Genomic DNA, 22,752 nt, shown 5'->3' with positions numbered 1-22,752 from the left:
ACGTCATTAAATACCTGTCATAAATATAGTGCGGCCTTTATATGATGTAATTATGAACACACCGCTGTCTTCAACACCTTAAGAAATTTTATTTCGCTGCGCAAATAACCGTTTTAAAGGTTGATATAACAAAATAGCAACGATTGGTTATTGCGCTAATAAAGTTTAGTTGTAACAGGATATTACAAGTAGTAGTTGTGATTAAAGGTACTGAAGGCGGCTAATGGCAATCCTAAGTGGGCGCGGATCTATGCTCAAGCAGTTAAATACGCAGTTTATTAGCAAGGCCTGATGTTGCCTTTTTCGCTATCCAATAACGCTATTATTGTCTGCCACACCTACACTGATACAAAGCGTAACATTCACAGCGTTACAATCACGACGCGGCGTTTTAGTATAGCGTCAGTAAAACAGCATTGTGGAAATCAACATGGCAGCAAAAATTATAAAAGTTTTGATTCCGGTCGGTGTTATTGCCGTGGCCGTTGTTCTGGCGGGTGGGTTAATGAGTATGCGCAAACCCCCTGAGAAAAAGGATGAACAACGTCCTGCTGTGCTTATTACCGCTCAGCCGGTACAGGCACAGGATCTGGTCTATCGCATCCGTTCGCAGGGCACCGTTAAACCTAAGCTGGAAACGAATTTAAGCTCTGAAGTTAATGGCCGTATCGTCGAAGTGGCGGATAATTTTATTGAGGGCGGCTTTTTCAATAAAGGTGATCTGCTGGTTCGGGTAGAGCAGGCCGATTATCAGACTAACGTAAAAGCGGCAGAAGCCAGCCTGGCAAACGCCCAGTCGGCATTGGAAGAAGAAAAAGCCCGTGGCCGCGTAGCAGAAGAAGAGTGGCGCTCTTTTACCGATGGTAAAGCGCCGGAGCTTGGCTTGCGCCGGCCTCAGCTCGCTGGCGCACTGGCAAATGTGCGTTCTGCTGAAGCCGAGCTGGAACGGGCACAAAGAGACCTGAAACGGACTGAAATTCGGGCGCCTTTTGCCGGTATGGTAAAAAGCCGGTCAGTTAATCTGGGGCAGTTTATCAGCCGTGGTAATCAAATTGGCATGATATATGGCACCGATATCGCTGAGGTCAGACTGCCAATTACAGACAACGATTCCGCTTTTGTTCAGCTGCCGGACTTTACCGACGATGACATTAAACCTGAAGTGGTGCTGACAGCGGTTGTGGGCGGTGAGGTTATGCAATGGCCGGCAAAACTGGTACGTACAGAAGGGGTGCTGGATGAGCGAAGCCGGGTTATTTATGCTGTGGCACAGATTGTTGATCCCTATCAGCGAGCCGGTAATAGCGATAAAGCTCCATTGCGCTTCGGTCGTTTCGTTCAGGCCGAAGTTCTGGGCGATGCAACGTCGCAGGTGATTGTCGTTCCAAGACATTTGTTGTTGGCGCAGCAGCAAATTCTGGTGGTAGATAAAGATAACCAACTGCAATTTCGAACTGTGCAACTTGAGCGTACAGATGATCGCTTTGCTTACGTCCGAAGTGGTTTTGCTGACGGAGATCGTTTGGCAACATCGGCGATTGCTAATCCATTGGCAGGTACGTTAGTGCGGGTCGCATCAGAGCAAACAGAGCAGGTTGCTGACAAGAGCAGCGCTGATGATAAATCGGCACTGACGTCTCAGGTGCAGGAGTAAGCCAATGGATACCAACAAGGGGTTAATAGCCTGGTTCGCCCGCAACAGTGTTGCAGCCAATCTGCTGATGGCAATTATTCTGGTTGCTGGCGTGTTTTCACTGTTCACCATTAAAAAACAAATTTTCCCTGAAATTGTACTGGAGCAGGTCAATATCCGCGTACCTTATCTTGGCGCGGCGCCACAAGAGGTAGAAAGTGGTGTTATTGAAAAAATAGAGGAAAGCTTGCGTGGTGTTAACGGCATTAAACGTATCCGCTCTACTGCGGTAGAGGGGCTGGCCACTGTTCGCGCCGAAATTGCCAATAACTACGATATTCAGGAAGTGATGGATGAAATAAAGACCCAGGTGTCTGCTATTTCATCATTGCCTGAGCAAACTGAAAAGCCGGTAGTGTATCGGGTTCGGTTTCAGGCAGACGTGATGTGGCTGTCTCTGTACGGTGATGCGACTGAGCGCACGCTGAAAGAGCTGGCAAAAGACGTGCGTGATGAATTGAAAAAGTTGCCAGGTATCAGCAAGGTTGATGTTGTCGGTGATCGTGAGTACGAAGTTGCTATTGAACTGTCGGAGCTGAAACTTAAAGAATACGGTTTAACCTTTGAGCAGGTTGTTAATGCTATTCGTGGTAGTTCGGTCGATTTACCCGGCGGCTCGATAAAATCTGAAAGCGGTAATATTTTACTGCGTACCAAAGGTCAGGCTTATTTCGCGCAGGATTTTGAAGATATCGTGTTGCTGAAGTTTGCTGACGGTACCCGCCTGGCGCTAAAAGACATTGCGACCATTAACGATGGTTTTATTGAGCGCGAAGACCTGTCGACTTTTGATGGCAAAAACTCTGTGTCTATTCGCGTTGGCGCGGTGGGCGATGATAACACGCTGAAAATTGCCGAAACGGTAAAAAACTATGTTGAGCGTAAGCAAAAAGAGCTGCCATCGTCGGTTTCGATAGCACACTGGGGCGACTCCAGTTATTACCTGCAAGGCAGGTTAGATCTGATGAGCAATAACCTGGTGATGGGGGCCTTTCTGGTGCTGCTGGCACTGACGTTGTTCCTGGAGTTCCGCATAGCGTTTTGGGTTATGGTGGGGATACCGGTATGTTTCCTTGGCGCAATGGCAATGTTACCGCTGCCGCTGTTTGATGTTTCTATCAATATGATCAGTTTGTTTGGTTTTATTCTGGTACTGGGCATAGTGGTAGATGATGCGATTATCATAGGTGAAAGCGCCTACAGCGAGATAGAAAAACGCGGCAAATCTGCAGAAGCGGTCATTGCTGGTGCTAAAAAAGTCGCAATGCCGGCTACTTTTGGTGTTCTGACCACTATCGCTGCTTTTGTTCCTATGCTGATGGTAGGTGGCGCACAGGCGCCAATCTGGGGTTCTATTGCCTGGGTAGTGGTGTTATGCCTGATATTCTCACTGGTGGAGTCAAAAATGATTCTGCCAGCCCACATTGTGAAAATGGATACCAAACCCTGGGATCCTGATCGCAAAGGCATTTTTTATGGTATTGGCCGTGCCTGCAGTAACGGTTTAAAGGCAGTGCGTCTGAGCGTTGCATCAGCAATGAACCGTTTTGTTTACAATACTTATCAGCCTTTTGTTGAGCGCTGTATCAAGCATCGTTATGTCACTATGGCCGGGTTTTTAGCTATGCTGATCCTGATGTTTGGTGTGTTGGGCGGTGGCCTGGTGCGCTGGGTATTTTTCCCGAATATTCCAAGTGATTTTATCAATGCCAATCTGACCATGCAGGAAGGGTCGTCTAACCAGGCCACGGTTAATGCGTTACGTGAAGCAGAAGCGGCTTTGGTACGGGCCAACGACAAGCTCAACGCTGAATACAACGAAGACATTGTCAAACACCGGCTGATGTTCCTTGAGAGCGATACCGGCGGCCAATTGGTGGTAGAGCTTGAGAAAAGTGAAGGCCGGGAAATTGATGGTTTTGAGATAGCCAATCGCTGGCGCGAGGAAATGCCCGAGATCCCCGGTTTAAAAGCCTTCAAAATCAATGCATCAACTGGCGGTGGTGGCGGTGCAGACATCGCGCTGCAGCTACGCGGTACCAACCTCGACAACCTGAAACTGGCAACGGAAGAGCTTAAAAGCCGTCTGGCAGAGTATGCCGGTGTATACGACATCGAAGACAACCTGCTTGGTGGTAATGATGAAATTGTGCTGCAACTTAAGCCTGAAGCCTATATTTTGGGACTGACACTGGCTGATGTTGCGCGCCAGGTACGTTATGGCTTTTATGGTGCAGAAGCGCAGCGGGTGCAGCGTGACGGTGAAGAAGTCAAAGTGATGGTGCGTTACCCACGTAATGAGCGCAGCTCTATCGGTAGCCTGGAAAATATGCGGATCCGTACCGCTGATGGCGGTGAAATTCCGTTTGCTCAGGTAGCGACTTACACACTGCAGCCAAGTTTCAGCGCGATTAACCGGGTTAATGGTGAGCGGGCGGTAACCATTACTGCTGCAGCTGATAAGACCACAGTAGAACCTGGTAAAGTCGTAGGTGAAATGAAAAATAAAGTGATCAAAGAGATCACCGATAAATATGAAGGTGTTACCGGTGAACTTGACGGTGCAAGCCAGGATGAGATGGATGCTCAGGTAGACCTGATGAAAGCCGGGGTGTTTGCGCTGTTCTGTATTTATGCCCTGATGGCGATTCCACTGCGCTCATATAGCCAGCCACTCATTATCATGAGTGTGATCCCATTTGGTTTGGTTGGTGCCGTCGTGGGCCATATGGTGCTGGGGCTGAGTATGAGTATTATGTCGATATTTGGCCTGGTCGCACTGGCAGGGGTAGTGGTAAACGATTCACTGGTCATGGTTGATTTTGTTAACCGGGCACGTGAAGAAGGGCTATCTGTGCGCGAAGCGGTGTCTCAAGCTGGGGCACAGCGGTTCAGGGCAATATTACTAACATCTCTGACGACCTTCGTGGGGCTTGCGCCTATCGTACTTGAGCGCAGCCTGCAGGCAAAAATCGTCGTGCCGATGGCAGTATCTCTGGCGTTTGGTATTCTGTTCGCCACTATCATTACGCTGGTACTGATACCGGCGCTGTACGTGATACTGGAAGATGTGAAAAACCTGTTCCGCAGTAAGCAGAACAAACAGGATACCCGTATCGGTAAAGTGGTATCGGAGTAAGACTTTGTTAAAGCAAAAGGCCACGCAAATGCGTGGCCTTTTTTTGTCGGTGTGTTTTAGTAGCCTTGCGTATGCACATCGCGAACGGCACGGCCGGATGGGTCGGTCAGCTGTGCCATTTTGGCATCCCAGGCTAAGGCTTCAGGTGTAGAGCAGGCAACAGATTTGCCACCCGGTACACAGGCGATGGCGCCGGCATGTGGGAAGTGCTCTTCAAAAATAACCCGATAATAATAGGCTTCTTTGCTATCAGGGGTGTTGACCGGAAAGCGGAAGCTGGCAGTGGCCATTTGCTGATCCGTTACTTCTTTTTCAGCATGGGCTTTTAAGCTGTCAATCCAGCTATAACCAACACCGTCAGAGAACTGCTCTTTCTGCCGCCACAAAATTTCATCCGGCAGTACGCCATCAAAGGCCTGGCGCAGAATATGCTTTTCCATTTTACCACCACCGCACATCTTAGCTTGCGGGTTTAAGCGCATTGCCACGTCCATAAATTCTTTATCAAGGAAAGGCACACGGGCTTCGATACCCCAGGCTGACATCGCTTTGTTAGCGCGGTTACAGTCGAACATATGCAAACGGTCAAGTTTACGCAAGGTTTCTTCATGGAACTCTTTGGCATTCGGCGCTTTGTGAAAGTACAAATAACCACCGAACAACTCGTCAGAACCTTCGCCGGACAGCACCATTTTAATACCCATGGCTTTGATTTTACGCGCCATCAGGTACATTGGTGTTGAGGCCCTGATAGTCGTGACATCATAGGTTTCCAGAAAATAGATAACATCGCGCAGCGAGTCCAGACCTTCTTGCACGGTAAAGTGCACGGTATGGTGCACGGTGCCAATAGCGTCAGCGACTTTCTGTGCTGCAACCAGATCCGGCGAACCGGCAAGGCCGACAGCGAAAGAGTGCAGGCGTGGCCACCAGGCCTCGCTTTGGTCATTATCTTCAACCCTGCGTTTGGCAAACTGCTGCGCAATAACCGATGTTAGTGATGAATCCAGACCGCCGGATAACAATACACCATAAGGCACATCCGACATTAAATGGCTTTTAACACTATGCTCCAGCGCCGCTTTAAGTTCTGTCAGGCTGGCCGGGTTGTCTTTCACCGCATCGTAGCTCATCCAGTCACGCTTGTAGTACTTTCGCAGCTCACCTATTTTACTGTCAAAGTAGTGTCCCGGCGGGAACTCTTTAATCTGCTTGCACACCGGTACCAGCGCTTTTAACTCTGATGCGACAAACAACTGGCCGTGCTCATCGTAACCGTAATACAGTGGAATAATGCCAATGTGATCGCGGGCGATAAGGTAACGGTTTTGCTCTGCGTCGTACAAAATAAAGGCAAACATGCCCTGCAATTTGTCAATAAATTCAGTGCCATGCTCCAGATATAACGGTAATATCACTTCACAGTCTGACTTGGTTTTGAATGGATAAGGTGCCGCCAGCTCTTTTTCGAGCTGTTTATGATTATAGATCTCACCATTCACTGCCAGAATGTGATTTCGATTATCATTAATCAGGGGCTGGGCGCCGTTTTCAGTATCTACAATCGCCAGGCGCTCGTGCACTAAAATGGCATTGTCGTTATTCCATACGCCAGACCAGTCTGGCCCGCGATGACGTAATAACTTGGATAACTGTAGCGCCTGCTGGCGCAAAGCTTTAACATCAGTTTTGATGTCAAGCACCCCGAATATCGAACACATGATAACCTCTATTAATTAATTTCAGATAAACCCGAAGGTTTAAACACATTGTTTGGCAGTATGTACGTCTAAACGCACCCCTTGAATGTGCCATGCCATGCTAAAATTGCAAGCGCTTTTTCGTGCTTTTTATAAGTAAACGCTACTGAGAGTTTTCAGTGCTAACAACAAAACAAACTATTTATGCAAAAAACTGCTGTTAAAACCCGCTTTACACCACCGCCGGATTGGAATGCTGAGCTGCTTACTAGTAATCCGATATTCACAGATCTATGTCAAAGTTTCCCTCTGCGACAGTTAACACAATACCCTGATATTAAATGGTTTAATCAATCTGTAACGTCTTCGGACGTCCGTTTTGTTGACAATGACACGCTAACTGCAGATGGTCGTTACTACGAAGAATATATTTATGCAACCGCGCAGGTGCCAACCCGAAAAGACAACTGGCATGATTTTTTTGGTGCCTTGATCTGGAGCTTATTTCCTAAAACTAAAAGATTGCTTAATCAACTACATATCTCTGAGATCAAGGCTCATGGTTTAAAGCAGCGCAGCACATTACGAAACAAGTTAACCTTGTTTGATGAGTGTGGTGTGGTGTTGTGCCTCGAGCCAGAAGCAGTTGAACATGCCCAGCTACTGCGCCAGCATCAATGGCAGCCAAGTTTTGTTTTAAAACGGCGAGATTGGTGGCAAAGTTTACGACCGATGATTTTTGGCCATGCAATATACGAAATGGCCACTGCGCCTTTTATCGGTTTAACTGCAAAGGCACTGTTTGTTGACGTTCCGGCTGGCTTTAGCCAATGGTCTTTGTCACAGGCTTATGCCTACCTCGATAGCCAACTGATAACAATGATCGCTACTCAGGTGCTGCTAAGCCCCGGGCAATTAACACCTTTACCGCTGTTAGGCGTGCCGAAGTGGTTTGCGGCCAACGAGCAGCCGCAATTCTACTGTAATCAGGATTATTTTCGCCTTAAGCGACATAACACAGCTTAACGCAGCACCAGTTCTACCCGGCGGTTAGCCGCTTTACCCTCGTTACTGACGTTATGCTGCTGTGGTGAGATAGCGCCAACACCTTCTGCTAATAGGCGTTCTGCGTTAATACCTTGTTTAACCAGTGCCTGCATGACGCTGTGAGCACGCGCTTTTGATAGTTGCATATTGTGGTTATGATTACCGCTATTGTCGGTATGTCCTGCCACATAAAACTGCTGATGAGGGTGTTTTTTCAGGTAGTCAGTAATTACCGTTAAAGCTGCGTTCGATTCGGCTAACAAGCTGGCACTGTCGGTAGCAAAGTGCAGGCCATGCAATACCACTTTACCGCTGCGGCTTAACTCGTTTTGCAGATAGGCGGTGTCAATACTCACGCGGTTAGTTTGCATGCTGCTTAGCTCAACAATATCGTGGGCAATATCTACATTAGCAATATCGCTTTGTTTAAGTACATATACCGACAGGTAGATGTCTTGTGTATTAACTGTCTTATGGGCAGTTAGCATTCGGTAATCTCCGTCAGCATAAGTACTACTGCTGAGGTAGCCTTTAAATCGATGCCTGTCAGGGCTGTCTTGCCACGTAAGCTTACGCTGCTCGTCGCCGCAGCTTTGGTGTTCGCAGCTAAACAAAGTGTTAAAGCCTGCATCCTTAAGTGCCTGTTGGTAATTACGAAACACCTGTAAAGTAGACTGATCTTTGCTTGCTTCATAGTGCAAAAGGGTAGACTTACCGGCCAGATTCAAATGCGGCACTTGTTTGTTGGCATCAGAAATACCAGTGGGCAAGCGCACTTCGGCATATTCGGTGTCAGCACGATGCGTAAGCTTAGCGCCTGCATAACGGGAAATAAGCGGATGGTCACCGCCAGCTGCGCTATCTTGCCCTAAGTCTGCCGATCTAGGGCTTTGCGCCACAGAAATGCTTATTGCGTCAGGTGAAATTTTAACCAATCCAAGTTGTAAAGCTTGTGGCTCGGTGACAACCTGACCAATTTCAACTCTGTCTTGGTATGATTGCTTTATGAACCATTGTAGATAGGTAGGATGCTCCTTTGATCCAGTTTGGGCGGCGATATAATAGTGTTCAACATTGTATGCTGAAAAGTTATCCAAATCACTAAAGATGCTTTGCATCCAATGATTGTCGCGAATTAATTTGCTTGAAAAGCCGACCCCACAATCAGAACGACACTGCAGGATTAACTTGCCGTTTAGGCGTGTTATTGCATCAAGGTAATTTTCTGCCACCTGTAAAGCGGTGTAATTGCCATCCAAACGATACAGGTGAGCGGTGTGTTTTCCAATGAGCGAAGTGCTGGAGTATGGAGTGTCGGTGTTTACTTTGTTTTGAGGCAATTTTATCTCAGCATAATTTGTCATAGCGTGCCGCTGAATCGTTGCGCCGGGATAGCTTGCTATAAGAGGATGATCGGAATTCGCGGGTAACGCATTGCTGGTTAGTAACAGTAAAGCCGTCAATAAAAAACGCATAATCTTCCTTGTAGTTAACTGTGTAACATTAACCAGTGTAATCAAGTGTAATAAAATGATGTATTAAAGTGGTTCTGCATGATAGCGTTGTGGTTTAATTTGGTAAATAAAAGTTTCCATAAAGGATATTGTAGTTCTGTTTGTAAACATTCAAGTAATTGAAGCTACTGTGTCCGCTGCGCGTGGTCGCAGCACACCCTGGCAAATTCAATGGGGCCGACATGACAGTCTGCGCGAATATGCCAATTTATATAGCCCGTTTTGGCAAACCACTCTTGCACTGTCTGAAAACGCAGCGCTACCCGTGCTTGTAGACCAGGTGTTTTAAAGGATTTATCTATGTTTAAAAAATTACTGGCGATCATTTTAAGTACTTTGATTGTTTGCCCTTTTGTCATGGCAAAATCATCACTGCTAAATCCAAAAACAGAACAAGCGGAAGATATGCGGTATTACCAAGGCTATCACTGGGATACATCGGTAGAACGGAAAGCTCTATATGATTCGATAGCAAACGGCTCGCATCATATGTATATGAAGATGAGAACCTGTATGAATGAAGTAACTTACTTACAGGGGTGGCTTGAAGCTTTCAACGCGGGAATACAAGAGGTTGAGTTTAGAGAGTCGGACTTTGGTATGAGAGATATGGATGATGATAAAGTCTACCATCCTGACGATGGCACCAATATTGCGACTTGGCTAACTAGAAACTTTGCTGAAACGCACTCTGCTGGATACACAAAGCGGGGGTTACGGCAACTTCAGGATAAATACTGGGAACATTGTTTGGCAGAACTGCCAGTTAATTTATTCACTAAAGAAGCACAAGACAAACTTGATGCGCGTATTCAACGTGAAGCTGAAAGGGCATTGGGATATCCATGACAACTGAATCAATATTATTACGCCAGGCATCAATTTCGCGTCCTTTTTGTAAATGGCAGCATACCGGGCGTTTTCGTTGGCGTGGGCAGCTTGAATCAATCGGAAAGACGATATGTTTCACAAAACAGTTTTAATGTTTGTCACTTTTTTGATAACAACGCCATCTGTGGTTGCTCAATCGGAAAGTTTTGGCGCTGTAAAGTATCAAGCTGAAGATTTTAATTATTATCAAAATTTTCATTGGAGTAAGCCTGCAGAACGTAAAGCGTTGTATGAGGCAATTGCGAACGGCCAAAATCACATGTTCGATAAAATGCAAACTTGTTCAGGCAGAACGTCCGACCTTGAAACCTGGTTTGATGCATTCAAATTGGGAGCGGATGAAGTGCACAATACTGAGATAGATGAAGGATTGCGCGATGGTTTTGACGAACATATTTTATATGTGTTTCCTGAGGACGGTATACAAGTTTCTCACTGGCTGGTGAGAGATTTTGCTGAAGCCAATTATTCAGGTTACACAGAAAATAGCTTAAGAGAATTAAAAGACAAATTTTGGATGCATTGTTTAGCGAAATTGCCAGTGAAACTATTTACTGAAGCTGCTAAAAGACGTGCAAATCAGCATCCTGATGACCCAATCCCTTGGCAGCACTTTTTACGTGAAGGAGAGGAGAATCTTTAGAACATTGTGACAAAACAGTTTTAATCACTCAAAAGAAAGTCAAAGTCTCGCTTTGATTTGCTAGTGTTCACATGGTTTTGATTTTGTTAACTTAATTTTGAAAAAATTTGTTAATATTTTTTTGCGCAACTTTAAAATGGCTAGTTTGGGTTTCTGTTTATTCACACTTAATGCTTGTGGCGATAGTAATGTTGCCAACCAGGCATAGAAGTATAAAGACGTTGCAGCCGCCGCACAGCAGGGGAACTGATAAATTCAGTAGATTACGTAAAAACCGGTGGCGTCAATGTTAGCACGGCAGAACCGGTTTTCGAGCATGACACCCACTGGATACACACCAACTATTTTCATGTAGAGCAGTTAGATGGCAAAACTGGCATGGCTGCGCAGTATGTTGGTATTACTAAGCTAGACAAGCTGGCGGCGAATGACGATGTAGAGAGGTAAATACGCGAATGTCATGAGCGGATTCCAATGCTTAAAACATTGACGCGGCAATACAAATCTGACAATGAGATGTCGGTAAAACTTTTTACGAGAAAGCAGCCAATGCTGCTGATGTCTACGGCCATAGTCGCTTCAGAGACAACACTATGACCCTTAACTACATCCGTTTACTAAAACAATACGACTCAGCGCTTAATGAGGCGCAGGTGGAAGAGGTTAATGAGGCCTTCTGGCAGTGGTGTACCGGCTTACCGGTAGCGCATTGGCAGGGACCCGATTCTCAAAATCCAATTAAAATTTAATATTAGCAAGCTGTGCAGGGACGCAAATGAAACTGTCTGTCGTTCAAAGCCAACGCGGTGGTGTGCTGGCCGAGCTGCCTGGCAAGATAAAACCGTTACATGTCACTGAGTAAGTTAAAAGCACGGTTTGTAAGTAAGAACGCCAGAATACTGGACCAAAGCGAATAAGGATGTTTGATGCTAGCTGCAACGCGCTGTCTTGGGCCAGAGCATGACAGAATAGGCCATTATCGTCGCGCTTATTACGATAAGTGGAATTAGTGCCTTTCGCTATTTCAGTGAGGTTTTACAGCTGCTTACAGTTTATCTGTGACAAACTGGATGAATAAATTGCTAACCAGACGCTACTTCTTGATAATCAATAGCTAACGTCATTGTTGTTTCAAGACGTTCAGGGCGGATACAACTAAAACGACACCGCCATGTTTTATGACAATACCTACTATTTCCGGCCGTGACAGCTTTGCTGGGGGCTTTGATTACAGGATGGTTGCATGATAGATATTCAGGAATTAGCAAAAGCGTTTGCGCTTGGGAAAAACAACAAGCTATCAGACACTGAAAAGCAGGATGTGCGATACAGCAAAGAGGCATTTCACTCAGTAAGAAAGGTCAGTTTTAACTGCGGCAGTGGCGAGGTATTGGGGTTACTGGGCCCTAATGGCGCGGGTAAAACCACCACCCTTCGTATGTTGTCCACTGCATTAAAACCAGACAGTGGCACTGTGCTGTTAAATGGCGTCGATGTGCTAAAACAGCCGGTAAAAGCCCGGCAGCAGATTGGCTTTTTGTCGGCAGATACGGGCCTGTACGGCAAGCTGACAGCTTATGAAAACGTTGCCTATTTTGGTCGTCTACATGGCATGGATGAAAAAACATTAAAGCAGCGTATCGACGAGTTATTTACGTTGCTGAATATGCATGATTTCGCTAACAGGCGTGCAGACAATATGTCCACCGGCATGAAACAGAAAACCGCGATAGCACGTGCTGTGGTACATAACCCTAAAGTGGTGATTTTGGATGAGCCCACAACGGGGCTTGATATTATGACAGTACAGACGGTGCTGGATTTTATTAAGAGTTTAAAAGCGGCCGGTACGCCGGTTATTTTTTCTACCCACCATTTGGATGAAGTGGCATCGCTATGTGACCGTGTTGTTGTAATTGATAAGGGCATCAGTGCATTTTCCGGTGACATTACCCAATTTAAAGCCCTGTCGGCAGAAGGGGATTTACGTGAAGCATTTTTGTCGGTACTGCAGGGTAGTGCCGGCACACAACAGCAAGGAGTAGCATAAATGTGGCAGGTCTATTTTAAAGAGCTGACTGAGTTGATGCGGGACAGGAAGACATTGATTTTTGTTATTCTGCTGCCGATTTTTATCTTCCCGGTTATTTTCGGCGTCATGGGGCTGGTGTTATCCAGTACCACCAGCAAAGCCATGCAGGAAGAGCACCGTTACGTGATTGTCAATGCTGAACAAGCGCCCGAATTTCGTGATGCCATGTTCTATCACAAAAACTTTAAGCAGGTACAAACAGAGAAAACCGCAGAAGCTGATCTTGTTGCTGCTATTCGCAATGATGAGTTTGATGTCGCAATTATTATTCCGGCAGATTTTTCAGCAAAACGCCAGGCGGCAGAGCAGGTGCAATGGCAGATTATTTATAACCAGTCATCACAATTTGATTTTATGTATCGCTACTTTACCGACATGCTGGCAACCTACAACGAACAGCTGCAACGCGAGACACTTAATCAGCTGAATGTCGACCCGCAAAAGCTGGCGGCTATTATCAAGCCGGTGGATGTACAAAAAGTAGATACCGCAGACAAACGTGAAAATATCGGCGAAAAGTTTGGTGCGGTGATTGCCTATATTCTGGTGCCGCTTTGCCTGCTCGGCGCTTCTTATCCTGCTATTGATATGGGTGCAGGCGAGAAAGAGCGGGGCACACTTGAAACATTATTAATATGTCCAATCAGCCGCATCAGTATTGTGCTGGGGAAATTTTTTACTGTGCTGACGACCGGCCTTGTGGGTGCAATGATTACTGTAGGCAGCTTTGGCATCTGGGGCGCCATTATCGGCTCTTTCGCCGGCATGGCCGTGGTGCAAGAGGCGATGTCAGCTATTGCTATAACAGAACTTATCCTGATTTTCTCGCTGTTATTGCCAATATCGGCGGTTTTTGCTGCACTGCTGCTGGCGATATCTATTTACGCCAGAACGTTTAAAGAGGCGCAAAACTATATTAGCCCGTTATCAATATTGATTTTTGTACCTTTAGTGGCGGCTATGATGCCGGGTGTTGAACTAAATGCGAAAACGGCTTTGGTACCGGTAATGAATGTGGCGCTGGCGATAAAAGAGCTGATAAAGGGCACGGCCGATTATATGATGTTAGCCCTGATTTTTGGCTCAACACTGCTGCTGGCCGCCGCTGCGATTGGCTTTTGTGTGCATTGGTTCCAGCAGGAAAAGGTGTTATTCCGCTAAGCTCAGGGGCAATGTTTAACGCTTAATATGCGGGCTAGCGGCCGGCATATTTTCGATAGATTAGCGCGCAAATACTATTGATAATAGTTCTTAATAATATTAAAATGCCTCTGTCTTAGCCCAGAGGTGCCCAGATGTACGTATGTTTGTGTAAAGCAGTAACTGATAAAACCATTAAGCAGAAAGTGGCTGAAGGTGTATCAACGATGCGTGAACTGAAAATGTGTACCGGTGTGGGTAGTCAATGCGGTAAATGCACCTGCCAGGCGCAGCAGATATTGCATAATGAGTTAGTGCGTATTTCTGACAGCGCAATGGATTTAGCTCAACCTGCGGCCTGATTGCATTTGTATTCACATTTTAAGAATTTAAATTCTTAATCTATTCTTTTTCCTTTCTATTCTGGTCATAATATCGCTCTTGCATTAGGCTAAGCCTGTATTACAGCATTGACGAGCGTATTTATGGATCAAATTAAACAAGTCGCCATTGTCGGCGGTGTACACGGTAACGAATTCTCAGGCATTTATCTTGTCAGGCAATATCAGGGCCAACCGGAACAGGTCACGCGCCCAAGTTTTAACACTGAACTGGTCTGGGCTAACCCTGAAGCGCATTATGCCAACAAGCGCTATTTACACAGTGATCTGAACCGGCAGTTTAAAAATACTGACCTGGCTAACCCGCAGCTGAGTAACTATGAACAAAGCCGGGCAAAGGTGCTGAATGCGCAATTGGGCCCCAAAGGTAATGCCAGAACAGATTTGTTAATTGATTTGCACAATACCACCAGCAATATGGGCGCTTGTTTAATTCTGACTCAGACCGGGCCGTTTTATAACAAGTTGGCGGCCTACGTCAAAATGGTGATGCCAGAAGCCATTATTTCCCGCGACGAAGACCATTTCGCCGCGCAAGACCACGCACTAATGTGCACCCTCGGGCGCTATGGTGTGCTGGTAGAGGTTGGGCCGCAACCGCAGTCAGTGCTTCGGCAGGATGTGCTGGAGCTGATGGACAAAATGGTCCGCCACATCCTCGATTTTGTTGAGCTGTATAACAATGATAAATTGCCCGCATTACCCAAACAGACCGAAGCCTTTCGGTATTTGCACAGTATTAAGTTGCCAATGAATGACAAAGGTGAGCGTATCGGTATGGTGCATAAAAATGTACAGGATAACGATTACCAGCCTATCAACCCGGGCGATCCGATATTTACGCTTTTTGATGGCACTGAAATTTACTACGATGGTGATGTGGCGGTATACCCGACCTTTATTAATGAAGCGGCGTATTATGACAACAATCTGGCGATGTCACTTAATGAAAAAGTGATAATTACATTAGATTGAACATAGATATAAACTGTTGTTTTATTTTCTGTTTTACCATGTTATTAACGTTGGGATGAAGAACAGCTTTTTAATATGGGTAACACAGTTATGCCACCTGTACTGAAAAAATGGCTGGTGTTGGGTGTCGTCTTGTTCAGTTTGCAGGTAGCTGTAAAAGCCGCAGAGCCACTGCGTATTTTAACCGAGCACAACCCGCCGGCGGAGTATGTTGATGATACTGGCAGGGTGACAGGTGTAACTGTTGAGCTGGTAAGGTTGTTGCAAAAACGGTTAAATGAGCCGGCCGATATTGAACTAATGCCCTGGGGACGGGCACTTAACATTGCGCGTAGCAGCAATAACATCATGCTATTTGAAACAGTGCGTACGCCAGAACGTGACCCCTGGTTTAAGTGGGTTGGCCCGATCATGCTGTACAACATTTCGTTGTATGGTCTAAAGCACAGGGTAGGTGACGATCCGGCAGATTGGGTGTTACCCGGAAAATATATCGCCTGTAACTACGTCAACTCGATAACAGCGCAGAACCTGGCCGAGCTTGGCTTTAAAGATGGTAAGAATTTGCTGCTTACCAGTAAATCGGGTGATTGTCTAGACATGTTACTGTTTGAGCGGATCGATCTGATTGCGGTTACCGAGTATGCACTACCCGAGTTTCGTCAAAGGGTTGCGGCTGCGGGCTACGAACTGGTAGAGCTTAAAGTTTTAACGAAACGTAAGCGATATCTGGCATTTAGTACAGATGTTGAGGATGAGCGCATTGCCAGCTGGCAGCAGGCGCTGGAGCAAAGTTATCTGGATGGCACTATGCGTAGCTTATATCAGCCTGTGTACAGCGATGCACTGATTAGCCGCTTAGAACAATTTGCTGCTGCGGTGAAGCGCTGACGTCTTGCTGCTGAAAAGGCAGCGATAAAAGCTGAGCCTGCGGGCGTTCATATGCAGGCTCGTTTGACGTTACAATGTGTCGTAACGGTCTTTTTTCTGGATCAGCTCTATCGCATAGTTGTCCGGATCACGCACAAAAGCGATTTCGGTAGTGCCGCCTTTAACCGGGCCAGGTTCACGGCTTATTACGCCACCTTTGGCACGTATCTTATCGCAAGCGTCGTAAACGTTTTCAACTTCCAGCGCGATATGACCAAACGCATTACCTAAATCGTAGCTGTCAGTACCCCAGTTGTACGTCAACTCCAGCACAGTATTGTCGCTCTCGTCACCGTAACCAACGAAAGCTAAAGTATATTTGTATTCAGTGTTTTCAGACTGACGCAGTAGTTTCATACCCAGCACTTCAGTATAAAAAGCAATAGATTTGTCCAGATCGCCTACGCGCAGCATAGTGTGCAGCATTCTCATAACGTGCTCCTCGTCAGTTTTGTTGCGGGACTTGCAAAGCGATTAGATACCAGCATGCCGGCCTTAATAGCTTTGTTGCCTGGCCAGCATTGGCAGTACAGCGGCAGATGTTACCATATCAGACCGTTTTCTGTCGCTTAGCATATGACATGCTTAAACAAGATAACCGGGATGCACGGGCAGAATTGCAACAGTGTATGCACGGCATGTACAAATTTATCTGACACCAGTATGCTGATATTTTTATAAATAACGAAAGGATGGTTTGTGGCTGCAGCTAATCTACTGGCCCTTATTGATGATATTGCTACCTTGCTTGATGATGTTGCTGTGTTGTCTAAGGTCGCAGTGAAGAAAACAGCAGGCGTACTGGGTGATGATCTGGCACTCAATGCTGATCAGGTGACGGGTGTTAAACCAGAACGGGAAATTCCGGTGGTTTGGGCGGTAGCAAAGGGCTCCTTTGTCAATAAACTCATTTTAATTCCTGCCGCATTGTTAATCAGCGTTTTTATACCGGTACTTATTACGGTGTTACTTATTCTGGGCGGCTTATATCTTTGTTATGAGGGCGCAGAAAAAGTCGTGCATCGCTTTTTTCTGCACCCACCGCCTGCAGAGCGGCAAGCCAGGCTAAAGGCGTTGGCAGATGACAGCGTTGATATAGTGGCATTAGAGAAAAAGAAAATTAAAGGCGCTATCCGAACTGACTTTATTCTTTCCGCAGAAATAGTGGTGATAGTACTTGGTAGCGTAAAAGCGGCTGATTTAATTACGCAACTGGGTGTGTTAAGCGTGGTTTGTATTGCTATTACCATAGGCGTTTATGGCCTAGTGGCGGCAATAGTAAAAATGGATGATGCCGGCTTATATATGCTCAGAAAAGCAGTTAGCGGTAAGTGGAATAATCTGCAACGCGCTGTGGGGCGCGGGTTGTTAATCGCGGCGCCTATATTAATGAAAGCGCTTGGGGTTATCGGCACCATTGCGATGTTCTTGGTTGGCGGCGGTATCCTGTCGCACAATATTGATGTGCTTCATCATCTGTCGTTGATGGTGCAACAAGCGTCTCCGGCGTTTGCAGTGATCACATCATTGCTGGTTGACGGTATTACCGGTTTGGTTGCCGGTATGATTATTGTGGCATTAGCGGCGTTGGTGTTTCGCTGGCGCAAAAATTAGTCATATTTATTTAGTAGCTTGGCACGACAAACATCCAGAATTTCATCCGCTAACGCTGAGTCATCAGGACAGGCTCGTGACAACACTATGGCGCCGACAACCTGCGCAATGGCTGCTATTCTCCTGGCCCGGCTATCACGCTGCTCAGTTTCGCTCAAGTGTTTATCTTTGTTTGCCAAAATAGCCAGCTGATTTTCGATTCCAATCGCGAATGTTTGTTTGATCAATTCTGACTGGCGTCCCGCATCTGCGCATAATGAAGCCATAGTGCAGCCATTTCCAGGCGCGTCCCTATGCTCGCGGGACAAGTAATGCTGTATAAAATCAGTGATATCGACTTCAGCACTTTGTTCCGCTGACTTGGCAAAGCTGCAAGCTGCCGCTTCGGCCATCAAGTCTGCCTTAGAGCCAAAGTGCTTGTAAAAGCCACCGTGAGTAAAACCTGCTGTCGCCATTAACTCGGCAACACCAACACCGTCATAACCACGTTCACGAAACAACACCGAAGCTGTCTCTACAATACGCTCACGGTTTTCCCGTACCTGCGCCTTTGTCACCTTCATAACGTTCACACCTCCTGAAAAATCATGGCCGCAGTATACTTTGATTATGGTCATAATCAAAGTATTTGACATTTTAGATTATGACCATCATCATAATGAGTATTCCCAGCACCAAAATGGAAAACCCAGAACATGACAAACAACAGCTTATTTCAACCCTATATGCTTGGTTCGCTCAAACTAGCCAATCGCATCGTGATGGCACCACTGACACGTAATCGTGCCGGAGCAGGCTTAGTACCAAGCGAGCTTACCGCCACCTACTATGCACAGCGCGCATCAGCTGGCCTGATCATCACCGAGGCTACGCAAATTTCAGCGCAAGCCCAGGGCTACCAGGATACTCCGGGGATTTACACTCAGGCTCAGATCGATGCATGGCGTAAAGTGACGGACGCAGTGCATGCCAAGGGTGGAAAAATATTTGTGCAACTGTGGCACGTTGGTCGTATCTCTCATGTTGATTTACAGCCTGGTGGCGCAGCGCCTGTGGCGCCTTCTGCGATCCGGGCAGCGACAAAAACCTTTGTTAATAACGGTTTTCATGATGTCTCCATGCCACGAGCGCTGGAACTGGCAGAACTGCCGGGTATTATTGAAGATTTCCGCCAGGCCGCCGCCAATGCCATCACCGCAGGTTTTGATGGTGTAGAGATCCATGCGGCCAATGGCTACCTGTTAGAGCAATTTCTCAAAGATGGTGCTAACCAACGCACTGATGCTTACGGCGGTTCCATTGAAAATCGTGCCCGCTTGTTGCTGGAAGTGACTCAGGCTGTGATTAAAACCATTGGAGCTGAACGCACTGGTGTGCGTATTTCCCCTGTCTCACCTGTTAATGCCATTTCATGCAGTGATCCACAACCACAATACGATTATGTGGCCAGTGAGCTTAGTGATCTGGGTGTGGTGTATCTGCATGTGGTCGAAGGGGCAACAGGTGGTCCACGTGATATCGCACCTTTTAACTACGATTCACTACGCCAAGGCTTCAAACAAACTTACATAGCCAATAACGGCTATAACGTTGAGCTGGCTGCAACTCAGCTCGCTGAAGCGAAGGCCGACTTATTCGCCTTTGGCCGGCCATTTATCGCTAACCCAGATTTGGTCGAACGATTAAAAACCGGCGCAGCTTTAAACCCTCTTGATGCCACAACGCTTTATGGCGGCGGTGCCAAAGGATACACAGACTACCCAACACTGGCCGAAGCAGGCCTTTAACTAACTATTTGTGAGCAACATAATATGACGACATCTTCCGTTCTTATCACTGGCGCTTCTACTGGTATTGGCGCAGTCTACGCAGACCGCTTCGCCCGTCGTGGCCATGACCTTGTGCTGGTTGCCCGTGACCAGGCCAGGCTAGAGGCACTTGCAGTAGGTTTACGACAAGACTACCGCATTAATGTCGATGTATTGCCGGCCGATCTGACAAACGCCAGTGATCTTGCCAAAGTAGAAAAACGGCTACAAGACGATTCCCGTATCGATACTCTGATTAACAACGCTGGCATAGCGCAGTCTGGCGGCTTTATTCAGCAAACCTCAAGCAGCATCGATCAACTGATTGCCCTGAATACCACAGCCTTAACACGACTGGCAGCAGCAATAGCGCCTCGATTGGTGCAAGCTGGCCAAGGTTCGATCGTCAACATTAGTTCGGTGGTGGGCCTGGCTCCTGAGTTCGGTATGTCGGTCTATGGTGCAACTAAGGCCTTTGTGCTGTTTTTGTCTCAGGGCATGAGTTTGGAATTATCAGCGAAAGGCGTCTATGTGCAGGCCGTACTGCCAGCCGGTACCTATACCGAGATTTGGCAACGCGCCGGTATCGATATCAGTAATTTCGCCGAAATGATGCATGTCGATGAACTGGTTGATGCAGCTTTGGTTGGCTTTGACCGTCGTGAAGGGGTAACCATACCTCCACTGCACAAGGCCGAACGCTGGGATAATCTGGATGCAACACGCCAGGCACTACTGTCAGATATTAAACAAGCCGAAGCCGCTGAACGCTACAAAACAGCTTAATCAATCACGTATTGCAGGAATATACCTTATGAAAAGTAAAGCTGTAGCGCTGGTCACCGGCGCATCCTCTGGCATAGGTGAAGCCTCGGCCAAAAAGTTACTGGCCGCTGGTTACACGGTATATGGCACCAGCAGACGGGGTGGCCAGGCAGGCGAAGGGCTTTTCCCTATGTTAGCGCTTGATGTCACAGACGATGCTTCTGTTGAAGCAGCGGTTGCTGAATTGATACGACGGGAAGGTCGTATCGATCTGCTGGTGAATAACGCAGGTTTTGGCGTGGCACCGGCAGGAGCAGAAGAAAGCTCGCTGCAACAAGCCCAAAGTATTTTTGATACTAATTTTTTCGGCATAGTCCGCATGACCCGCGCCGTGGTGCCTCATATGCGTCGCCAGGGCAGTGGTCGTATTATTAACATTGGCTCGATCATTGGTCTGGTACCTATGCCCTATGTAGCACTTTATGCTGCCAGTAAGCATGCGGTTGAAGGTTATTCGGAAGCGCTGGATCACGAATTGCGAACTCGCGGCATTCGGGTTTCAGTGATTGAACCTGCCTTTACCAAAACTCAGTTTGAGGCAAACAACGTCGAGCCTGACGCCAGGCTGCCCGAGTATGACCAGATCCGTGCCAAACTTACTAAAGTGGTCGCTAAGGCAATGGAGGGTGGTGATAGCCCTGAAGTGGTAGCAGAAGCGGTTGTAAAAGCCGCCCTGGCACAAACGCCAAAGCTCCGTTATACCGCAGGAAGGGCGGCAGGTCAGCTACAGTTTTTACGTCGGTTTGCACCAATCTCTGTCTTGGATAAAGGCCTGCGTAAAACTCTGCAGCTGGATACCGCTGAGGACGGCGTATGACATTCCGGCACTTGGCCATACTTAGCTCAGTGCTGTTATTTGGCTTAAGTGCGGTGTGGATGTTTGCGCCTGAGCTAATGCTTACGCAATGGGGAGTACAGTATTCAGATGGCGCTGGTTTAGTCAGTCGCCGAGCTGCCGCTTTTTACGCAGGTATAGCGTTGATGCTGCTGCTGGCCAGAAATGCCGAAGCATCCATGGCCCGCTTTGCTTTGGCTAAAGGGCTGAGTCTGACCTGTTCGATCCTCGCGACGCTCGGAATTTTAGAATGGCAGTTTGGCTCAGTCACAGCTCACATTCTGGTCGCTGTCGTGGTTGAAGCTTTTTTAGCAGTCGCGTTTTTACTAAGTAACAAAGCTAAATAACAGGGCGAAATCAGCAATGGCCAGCTCAATCTATACCTGTGGAGTATAAATAAATGACGAATCAAAGCATGCAAGCTTTTACCCCTAAGCGTTATGGCAAGTCGCCCGATGTCGGACTGGCCACGATTGCCCGCCCTGCTGCATTAAAAGCCAACGAAATCCTGGTACAGGTGCATGCTGCAGCCCTGAACCCTATTGATAATATGATCCTGACCGGCATGTTTAAGCCTGTTTTGCATTTTCAGTTGCCCGCCACTATCGGCAGCGATCTGGCTGGTGTGGTGACAGCAGTAGGCAGTCAGGTCACCCATTTCAAAGTGGGTGATGCCGTTTTCGCCAGTATTTTTGATACTGGCACCGGTGCTGTGGCCGAATATGCTGTGGTCGCTGAGAGTGCGGCAGCGCTTAAACCAAGCAATCTGGATTTTGTGCAAGCTGCATCCATTCCTATGGTAGGCCTTACCTCATGGCAAGCCCTAAAAGAGCGGGCCAATATTCAGGCAGGGCAAAAAGTATTTATTCCTGCGGGTTCAGGCGGCATTGGTACTTTTGCAATCCAACTGGCTAAGTACTTTGGCGCGAAAGTGGCCACTACCACCAGTAGTAAAAATCTGGCATTGGTCAAAAGCCTTGGAGCCGATCAGGTGATTGATTACACCAAACAAGAATTTGACAAAGTGCTGCTCGGTTACGATATGGTGCTTGGGACAATCAAAGGCGATGCGATTGAGAAATCAATCGGCATTCTCAAGCCCGGCGGTAAAATTGTTTCCCTGGTCGGCCCGCTGGATAAAGCCTTTGCAGAGGCTCGTAAGTTAAACTTTATACTGAAATTTGTCTTTGGCTTAATGAGTCGTAAAATCATAGCGCAAGCGAAAAAACATCAGGTCAGCTATTCATTTTTGTTTGTTCGTCCTGATGGTGTTCAGCTTAACGAAATCGGCAAATTGCTTGAAACAGGGCAAGTTAAACCGGTGATCGACAAAGTTTTTCCATTTGAACAAGCAAAAGATGCACTGGATTATCTGGCGCAAGGCCGCGCTAAAGGCAAAGTGGTGATTAAAATAGTATAAAATTTGTGCTGATAGCATATGTGTTGTTAGGTCAATAAGTAACAACTATTGACCTACTTTAAACGCTGCAGATATAGAGAATGGT

General features: G+C 46.9%; 21 protein-coding genes. 17 read left to right on the top strand and 4 right to left on the bottom strand.

All coding sequences use genetic code 11. From position 1 onward, the window contains the following. Positions 1 to 430: 430 nt before the first annotated feature. Both AC5SV9_RS01975 and AC5SV9_RS01970 read left to right on the top strand, forming a co-directional pair. Complete coding sequence (locus AC5SV9_RS01975; RefSeq protein ID WP_475151556.1) at positions 431 to 1,654, top strand: efflux RND transporter periplasmic adaptor subunit; 1,224 nt, start codon at positions 431 to 433, stop codon at positions 1,652 to 1,654. Positions 1,655 to 1,658: 4 nt separating this feature from the next. Further along, a complete protein-coding gene (locus tag AC5SV9_RS01970; RefSeq protein WP_475151553.1) occupies positions 1,659 to 4,832 on the top strand; it encodes an efflux RND transporter permease subunit in 3,174 nt (1,057 codons plus the stop codon). A gap of 56 nt (positions 4,833 to 4,888) precedes the next feature. Here the strand turns inward: AC5SV9_RS01970 and asnB are convergent, their stop codons facing one another. Then, positions 4,889 to 6,553 (bottom strand): asparagine synthase B, encoded by a 1,665-nt coding sequence (gene asnB / locus AC5SV9_RS01965; protein ID WP_226765618.1) that lies wholly within the window; start codon positions 6,551 to 6,553, stop codon positions 4,889 to 4,891. Positions 6,554 to 6,736: 183 nt separating this feature from the next. On the opposite strand from asnB, the gene AC5SV9_RS01960 reads away from it, so the two are divergent. Beyond that, on the top strand, positions 6,737 to 7,558 hold the full coding sequence (locus AC5SV9_RS01960; RefSeq protein WP_475151551.1) for a DUF3025 domain-containing protein: 822 nt from the start codon (positions 6,737 to 6,739) through the stop codon (positions 7,556 to 7,558). Here AC5SV9_RS01960 and AC5SV9_RS01955 read toward each other — a convergent pair. Then, positions 7,555 to 8,943 (bottom strand): OmpA family protein, encoded by a 1,389-nt coding sequence (locus tag AC5SV9_RS01955; protein ID WP_475151549.1) that lies wholly within the window; start codon positions 8,941 to 8,943, stop codon positions 7,555 to 7,557. The genes AC5SV9_RS01960 and AC5SV9_RS01955 overlap by 4 nt on opposite strands. A gap of 450 nt (positions 8,944 to 9,393) precedes the next feature. Between AC5SV9_RS01955 and AC5SV9_RS01950 the strand changes: the two genes are divergently transcribed. From AC5SV9_RS01950 to AC5SV9_RS01915, 8 genes are all read left to right on the top strand, one after another. Further along, the gene (locus AC5SV9_RS01950) at positions 9,394 to 9,942 is read left to right on the top strand and encodes a hypothetical protein (RefSeq protein WP_475151546.1); all 549 of its coding nucleotides are present in this window, start codon (positions 9,394 to 9,396) and stop codon (positions 9,940 to 9,942) included. Positions 9,943 to 10,054: 112 nt separating this feature from the next. Next, positions 10,055 to 10,627 carry a hypothetical protein gene (locus AC5SV9_RS01945; RefSeq protein ID WP_475151545.1) on the top strand — a complete coding sequence of 191 codons (573 nt, stop codon included), beginning with the start codon at positions 10,055 to 10,057 and terminating at the stop codon, positions 10,625 to 10,627. Positions 10,628 to 11,220: 593 nt separating this feature from the next. Then, entirely contained in the window at positions 11,221 to 11,376 is a 156-nt protein-coding gene (locus AC5SV9_RS01940) for a hypothetical protein (RefSeq protein WP_475151543.1), read from the top strand. Between the two features lie 494 nt (positions 11,377 to 11,870). Beyond that, positions 11,871 to 12,677, top strand: coding sequence for an ABC transporter ATP-binding protein (locus tag AC5SV9_RS01935; protein ID WP_475151541.1), 807 nt, complete (start codon positions 11,871 to 11,873; stop codon positions 12,675 to 12,677). Next, a complete protein-coding gene (locus tag AC5SV9_RS01930; protein ID WP_475151539.1) occupies positions 12,678 to 13,880 on the top strand; it encodes an ABC transporter permease in 1,203 nt (400 codons plus the stop codon). It abuts the gene before it with no gap. 134 nt (positions 13,881 to 14,014) lie between these two features. Then, on the top strand, positions 14,015 to 14,221 hold the full coding sequence (locus AC5SV9_RS01925; protein ID WP_134054353.1) for a bacterioferritin-associated ferredoxin: 207 nt from the start codon (positions 14,015 to 14,017) through the stop codon (positions 14,219 to 14,221). A 123-nt stretch (positions 14,222 to 14,344) separates the two neighbouring features. Continuing rightward, positions 14,345 to 15,235, top strand: a complete 891-nt coding sequence (locus AC5SV9_RS01920; protein ID WP_475151537.1) for an aspartoacylase — start codon at positions 14,345 to 14,347, stop codon at positions 15,233 to 15,235. Positions 15,236 to 15,310: 75 nt separating this feature from the next. Further along, a complete protein-coding gene (locus tag AC5SV9_RS01915; protein WP_475151536.1) occupies positions 15,311 to 16,126 on the top strand; it encodes a substrate-binding periplasmic protein in 816 nt (271 codons plus the stop codon). A gap of 69 nt (positions 16,127 to 16,195) precedes the next feature. Here the strand turns inward: AC5SV9_RS01915 and gloA are convergent, their stop codons facing one another. Beyond that, positions 16,196 to 16,597: a lactoylglutathione lyase gene (gene gloA / locus AC5SV9_RS01910; RefSeq protein ID WP_331923718.1), complete on the bottom strand. Its 402-nt coding sequence runs from the start codon at positions 16,595 to 16,597 to the stop codon at positions 16,196 to 16,198. Positions 16,598 to 16,864: 267 nt separating this feature from the next. Here gloA and AC5SV9_RS01905 point away from each other — a divergent pair, with 267 nt between their 5' ends. Further along, entirely contained in the window at positions 16,865 to 17,779 is a 915-nt protein-coding gene (locus AC5SV9_RS01905) for a DUF808 domain-containing protein (RefSeq protein WP_475151533.1), read from the top strand. Here the strand turns inward: AC5SV9_RS01905 and AC5SV9_RS01900 are convergent. Next, positions 17,776 to 18,342: a TetR/AcrR family transcriptional regulator gene (locus AC5SV9_RS01900; protein WP_475151531.1), complete on the bottom strand. Its 567-nt coding sequence runs from the start codon at positions 18,340 to 18,342 to the stop codon at positions 17,776 to 17,778. The genes AC5SV9_RS01905 and AC5SV9_RS01900 overlap by 4 nt on opposite strands. Before the next feature lie 132 nt (positions 18,343 to 18,474). Between AC5SV9_RS01900 and AC5SV9_RS01895 the strand changes: the two genes are divergently transcribed. The 5 genes from AC5SV9_RS01895 to AC5SV9_RS01875 are packed head-to-tail and all read left to right on the top strand — an operon-like array spanning position 18,475 to position 22,667. Further along, entirely contained in the window at positions 18,475 to 19,566 is a 1,092-nt protein-coding gene (locus tag AC5SV9_RS01895) for an alkene reductase (protein ID WP_475151529.1), read from the top strand. Between the two features lie 24 nt (positions 19,567 to 19,590). Then, complete coding sequence (locus AC5SV9_RS01890) at positions 19,591 to 20,373, top strand: SDR family NAD(P)-dependent oxidoreductase (protein WP_475151525.1); 783 nt, start codon at positions 19,591 to 19,593, stop codon at positions 20,371 to 20,373. A gap of 28 nt (positions 20,374 to 20,401) precedes the next feature. Continuing rightward, the gene (locus tag AC5SV9_RS01885; protein WP_475151522.1) at positions 20,402 to 21,229 is read left to right on the top strand and encodes an oxidoreductase; all 828 of its coding nucleotides are present in this window, start codon (positions 20,402 to 20,404) and stop codon (positions 21,227 to 21,229) included. Beyond that, positions 21,226 to 21,594 carry a hypothetical protein gene (locus AC5SV9_RS01880; RefSeq protein WP_475151519.1) on the top strand — a complete coding sequence of 123 codons (369 nt, stop codon included), beginning with the start codon at positions 21,226 to 21,228 and terminating at the stop codon, positions 21,592 to 21,594. The genes AC5SV9_RS01885 and AC5SV9_RS01880 overlap by 4 nt, the downstream gene beginning before the upstream one ends. Positions 21,595 to 21,647: 53 nt before the next feature. Beyond that, a complete protein-coding gene (locus AC5SV9_RS01875) occupies positions 21,648 to 22,667 on the top strand; it encodes an NADP-dependent oxidoreductase (protein WP_475151517.1) in 1,020 nt (339 codons plus the stop codon). Positions 22,668 to 22,752: the final 85 nt, after the last annotated feature.

Source organism: Rheinheimera sp. ATLC3, assembly GCF_059429535.1.
This window is presented reverse-complemented; position numbering and strand designations above follow the sequence as displayed.

Coding starts and splice junctions, on each gene's coding strand:
- gloA (WP_331923718.1), bottom strand. CDS start 16,597: ATGAGAATGCTGCACACTATGCTGCGCGTAGGCGATCTGGACAAATCT.
- AC5SV9_RS01915 (WP_475151536.1), top strand. CDS start 15,311: ATGGGTAACACAGTTATGCCACCTGTACTGAAAAAATGGCTGGTGTTG.
- AC5SV9_RS01925 (WP_134054353.1), top strand. CDS start 14,015: ATGTACGTATGTTTGTGTAAAGCAGTAACTGATAAAACCATTAAGCAG.
- AC5SV9_RS01945 (WP_475151545.1), top strand. CDS start 10,055: ATGTTTCACAAAACAGTTTTAATGTTTGTCACTTTTTTGATAACAACG.
- AC5SV9_RS01875 (WP_475151517.1), top strand. CDS start 21,648: ATGACGAATCAAAGCATGCAAGCTTTTACCCCTAAGCGTTATGGCAAG.
- AC5SV9_RS01940 (WP_475151543.1), top strand. CDS start 11,221: ATGACCCTTAACTACATCCGTTTACTAAAACAATACGACTCAGCGCTT.
- asnB (WP_226765618.1), bottom strand. CDS start 6,553: ATGTGTTCGATATTCGGGGTGCTTGACATCAAAACTGATGTTAAAGCT.
- AC5SV9_RS01880 (WP_475151519.1), top strand. CDS start 21,226: ATGACATTCCGGCACTTGGCCATACTTAGCTCAGTGCTGTTATTTGGC.
- AC5SV9_RS01935 (WP_475151541.1), top strand. CDS start 11,871: ATGATAGATATTCAGGAATTAGCAAAAGCGTTTGCGCTTGGGAAAAAC.
- AC5SV9_RS01970 (WP_475151553.1), top strand. CDS start 1,659: ATGGATACCAACAAGGGGTTAATAGCCTGGTTCGCCCGCAACAGTGTT.
- AC5SV9_RS01920 (WP_475151537.1), top strand. CDS start 14,345: ATGGATCAAATTAAACAAGTCGCCATTGTCGGCGGTGTACACGGTAAC.
- AC5SV9_RS01900 (WP_475151531.1), bottom strand. CDS start 18,342: ATGAAGGTGACAAAGGCGCAGGTACGGGAAAACCGTGAGCGTATTGTA.
- AC5SV9_RS01890 (WP_475151525.1), top strand. CDS start 19,591: ATGACGACATCTTCCGTTCTTATCACTGGCGCTTCTACTGGTATTGGC.
- AC5SV9_RS01930 (WP_475151539.1), top strand. CDS start 12,678: ATGTGGCAGGTCTATTTTAAAGAGCTGACTGAGTTGATGCGGGACAGG.
- AC5SV9_RS01975 (WP_475151556.1), top strand. CDS start 431: ATGGCAGCAAAAATTATAAAAGTTTTGATTCCGGTCGGTGTTATTGCC.
- AC5SV9_RS01960 (WP_475151551.1), top strand. CDS start 6,737: ATGCAAAAAACTGCTGTTAAAACCCGCTTTACACCACCGCCGGATTGG.
- AC5SV9_RS01885 (WP_475151522.1), top strand. CDS start 20,402: ATGAAAAGTAAAGCTGTAGCGCTGGTCACCGGCGCATCCTCTGGCATA.
- AC5SV9_RS01950 (WP_475151546.1), top strand. CDS start 9,394: ATGTTTAAAAAATTACTGGCGATCATTTTAAGTACTTTGATTGTTTGC.
- AC5SV9_RS01955 (WP_475151549.1), bottom strand. CDS start 8,943: ATGACAAATTATGCTGAGATAAAATTGCCTCAAAACAAAGTAAACACC.
- AC5SV9_RS01895 (WP_475151529.1), top strand. CDS start 18,475: ATGACAAACAACAGCTTATTTCAACCCTATATGCTTGGTTCGCTCAAA.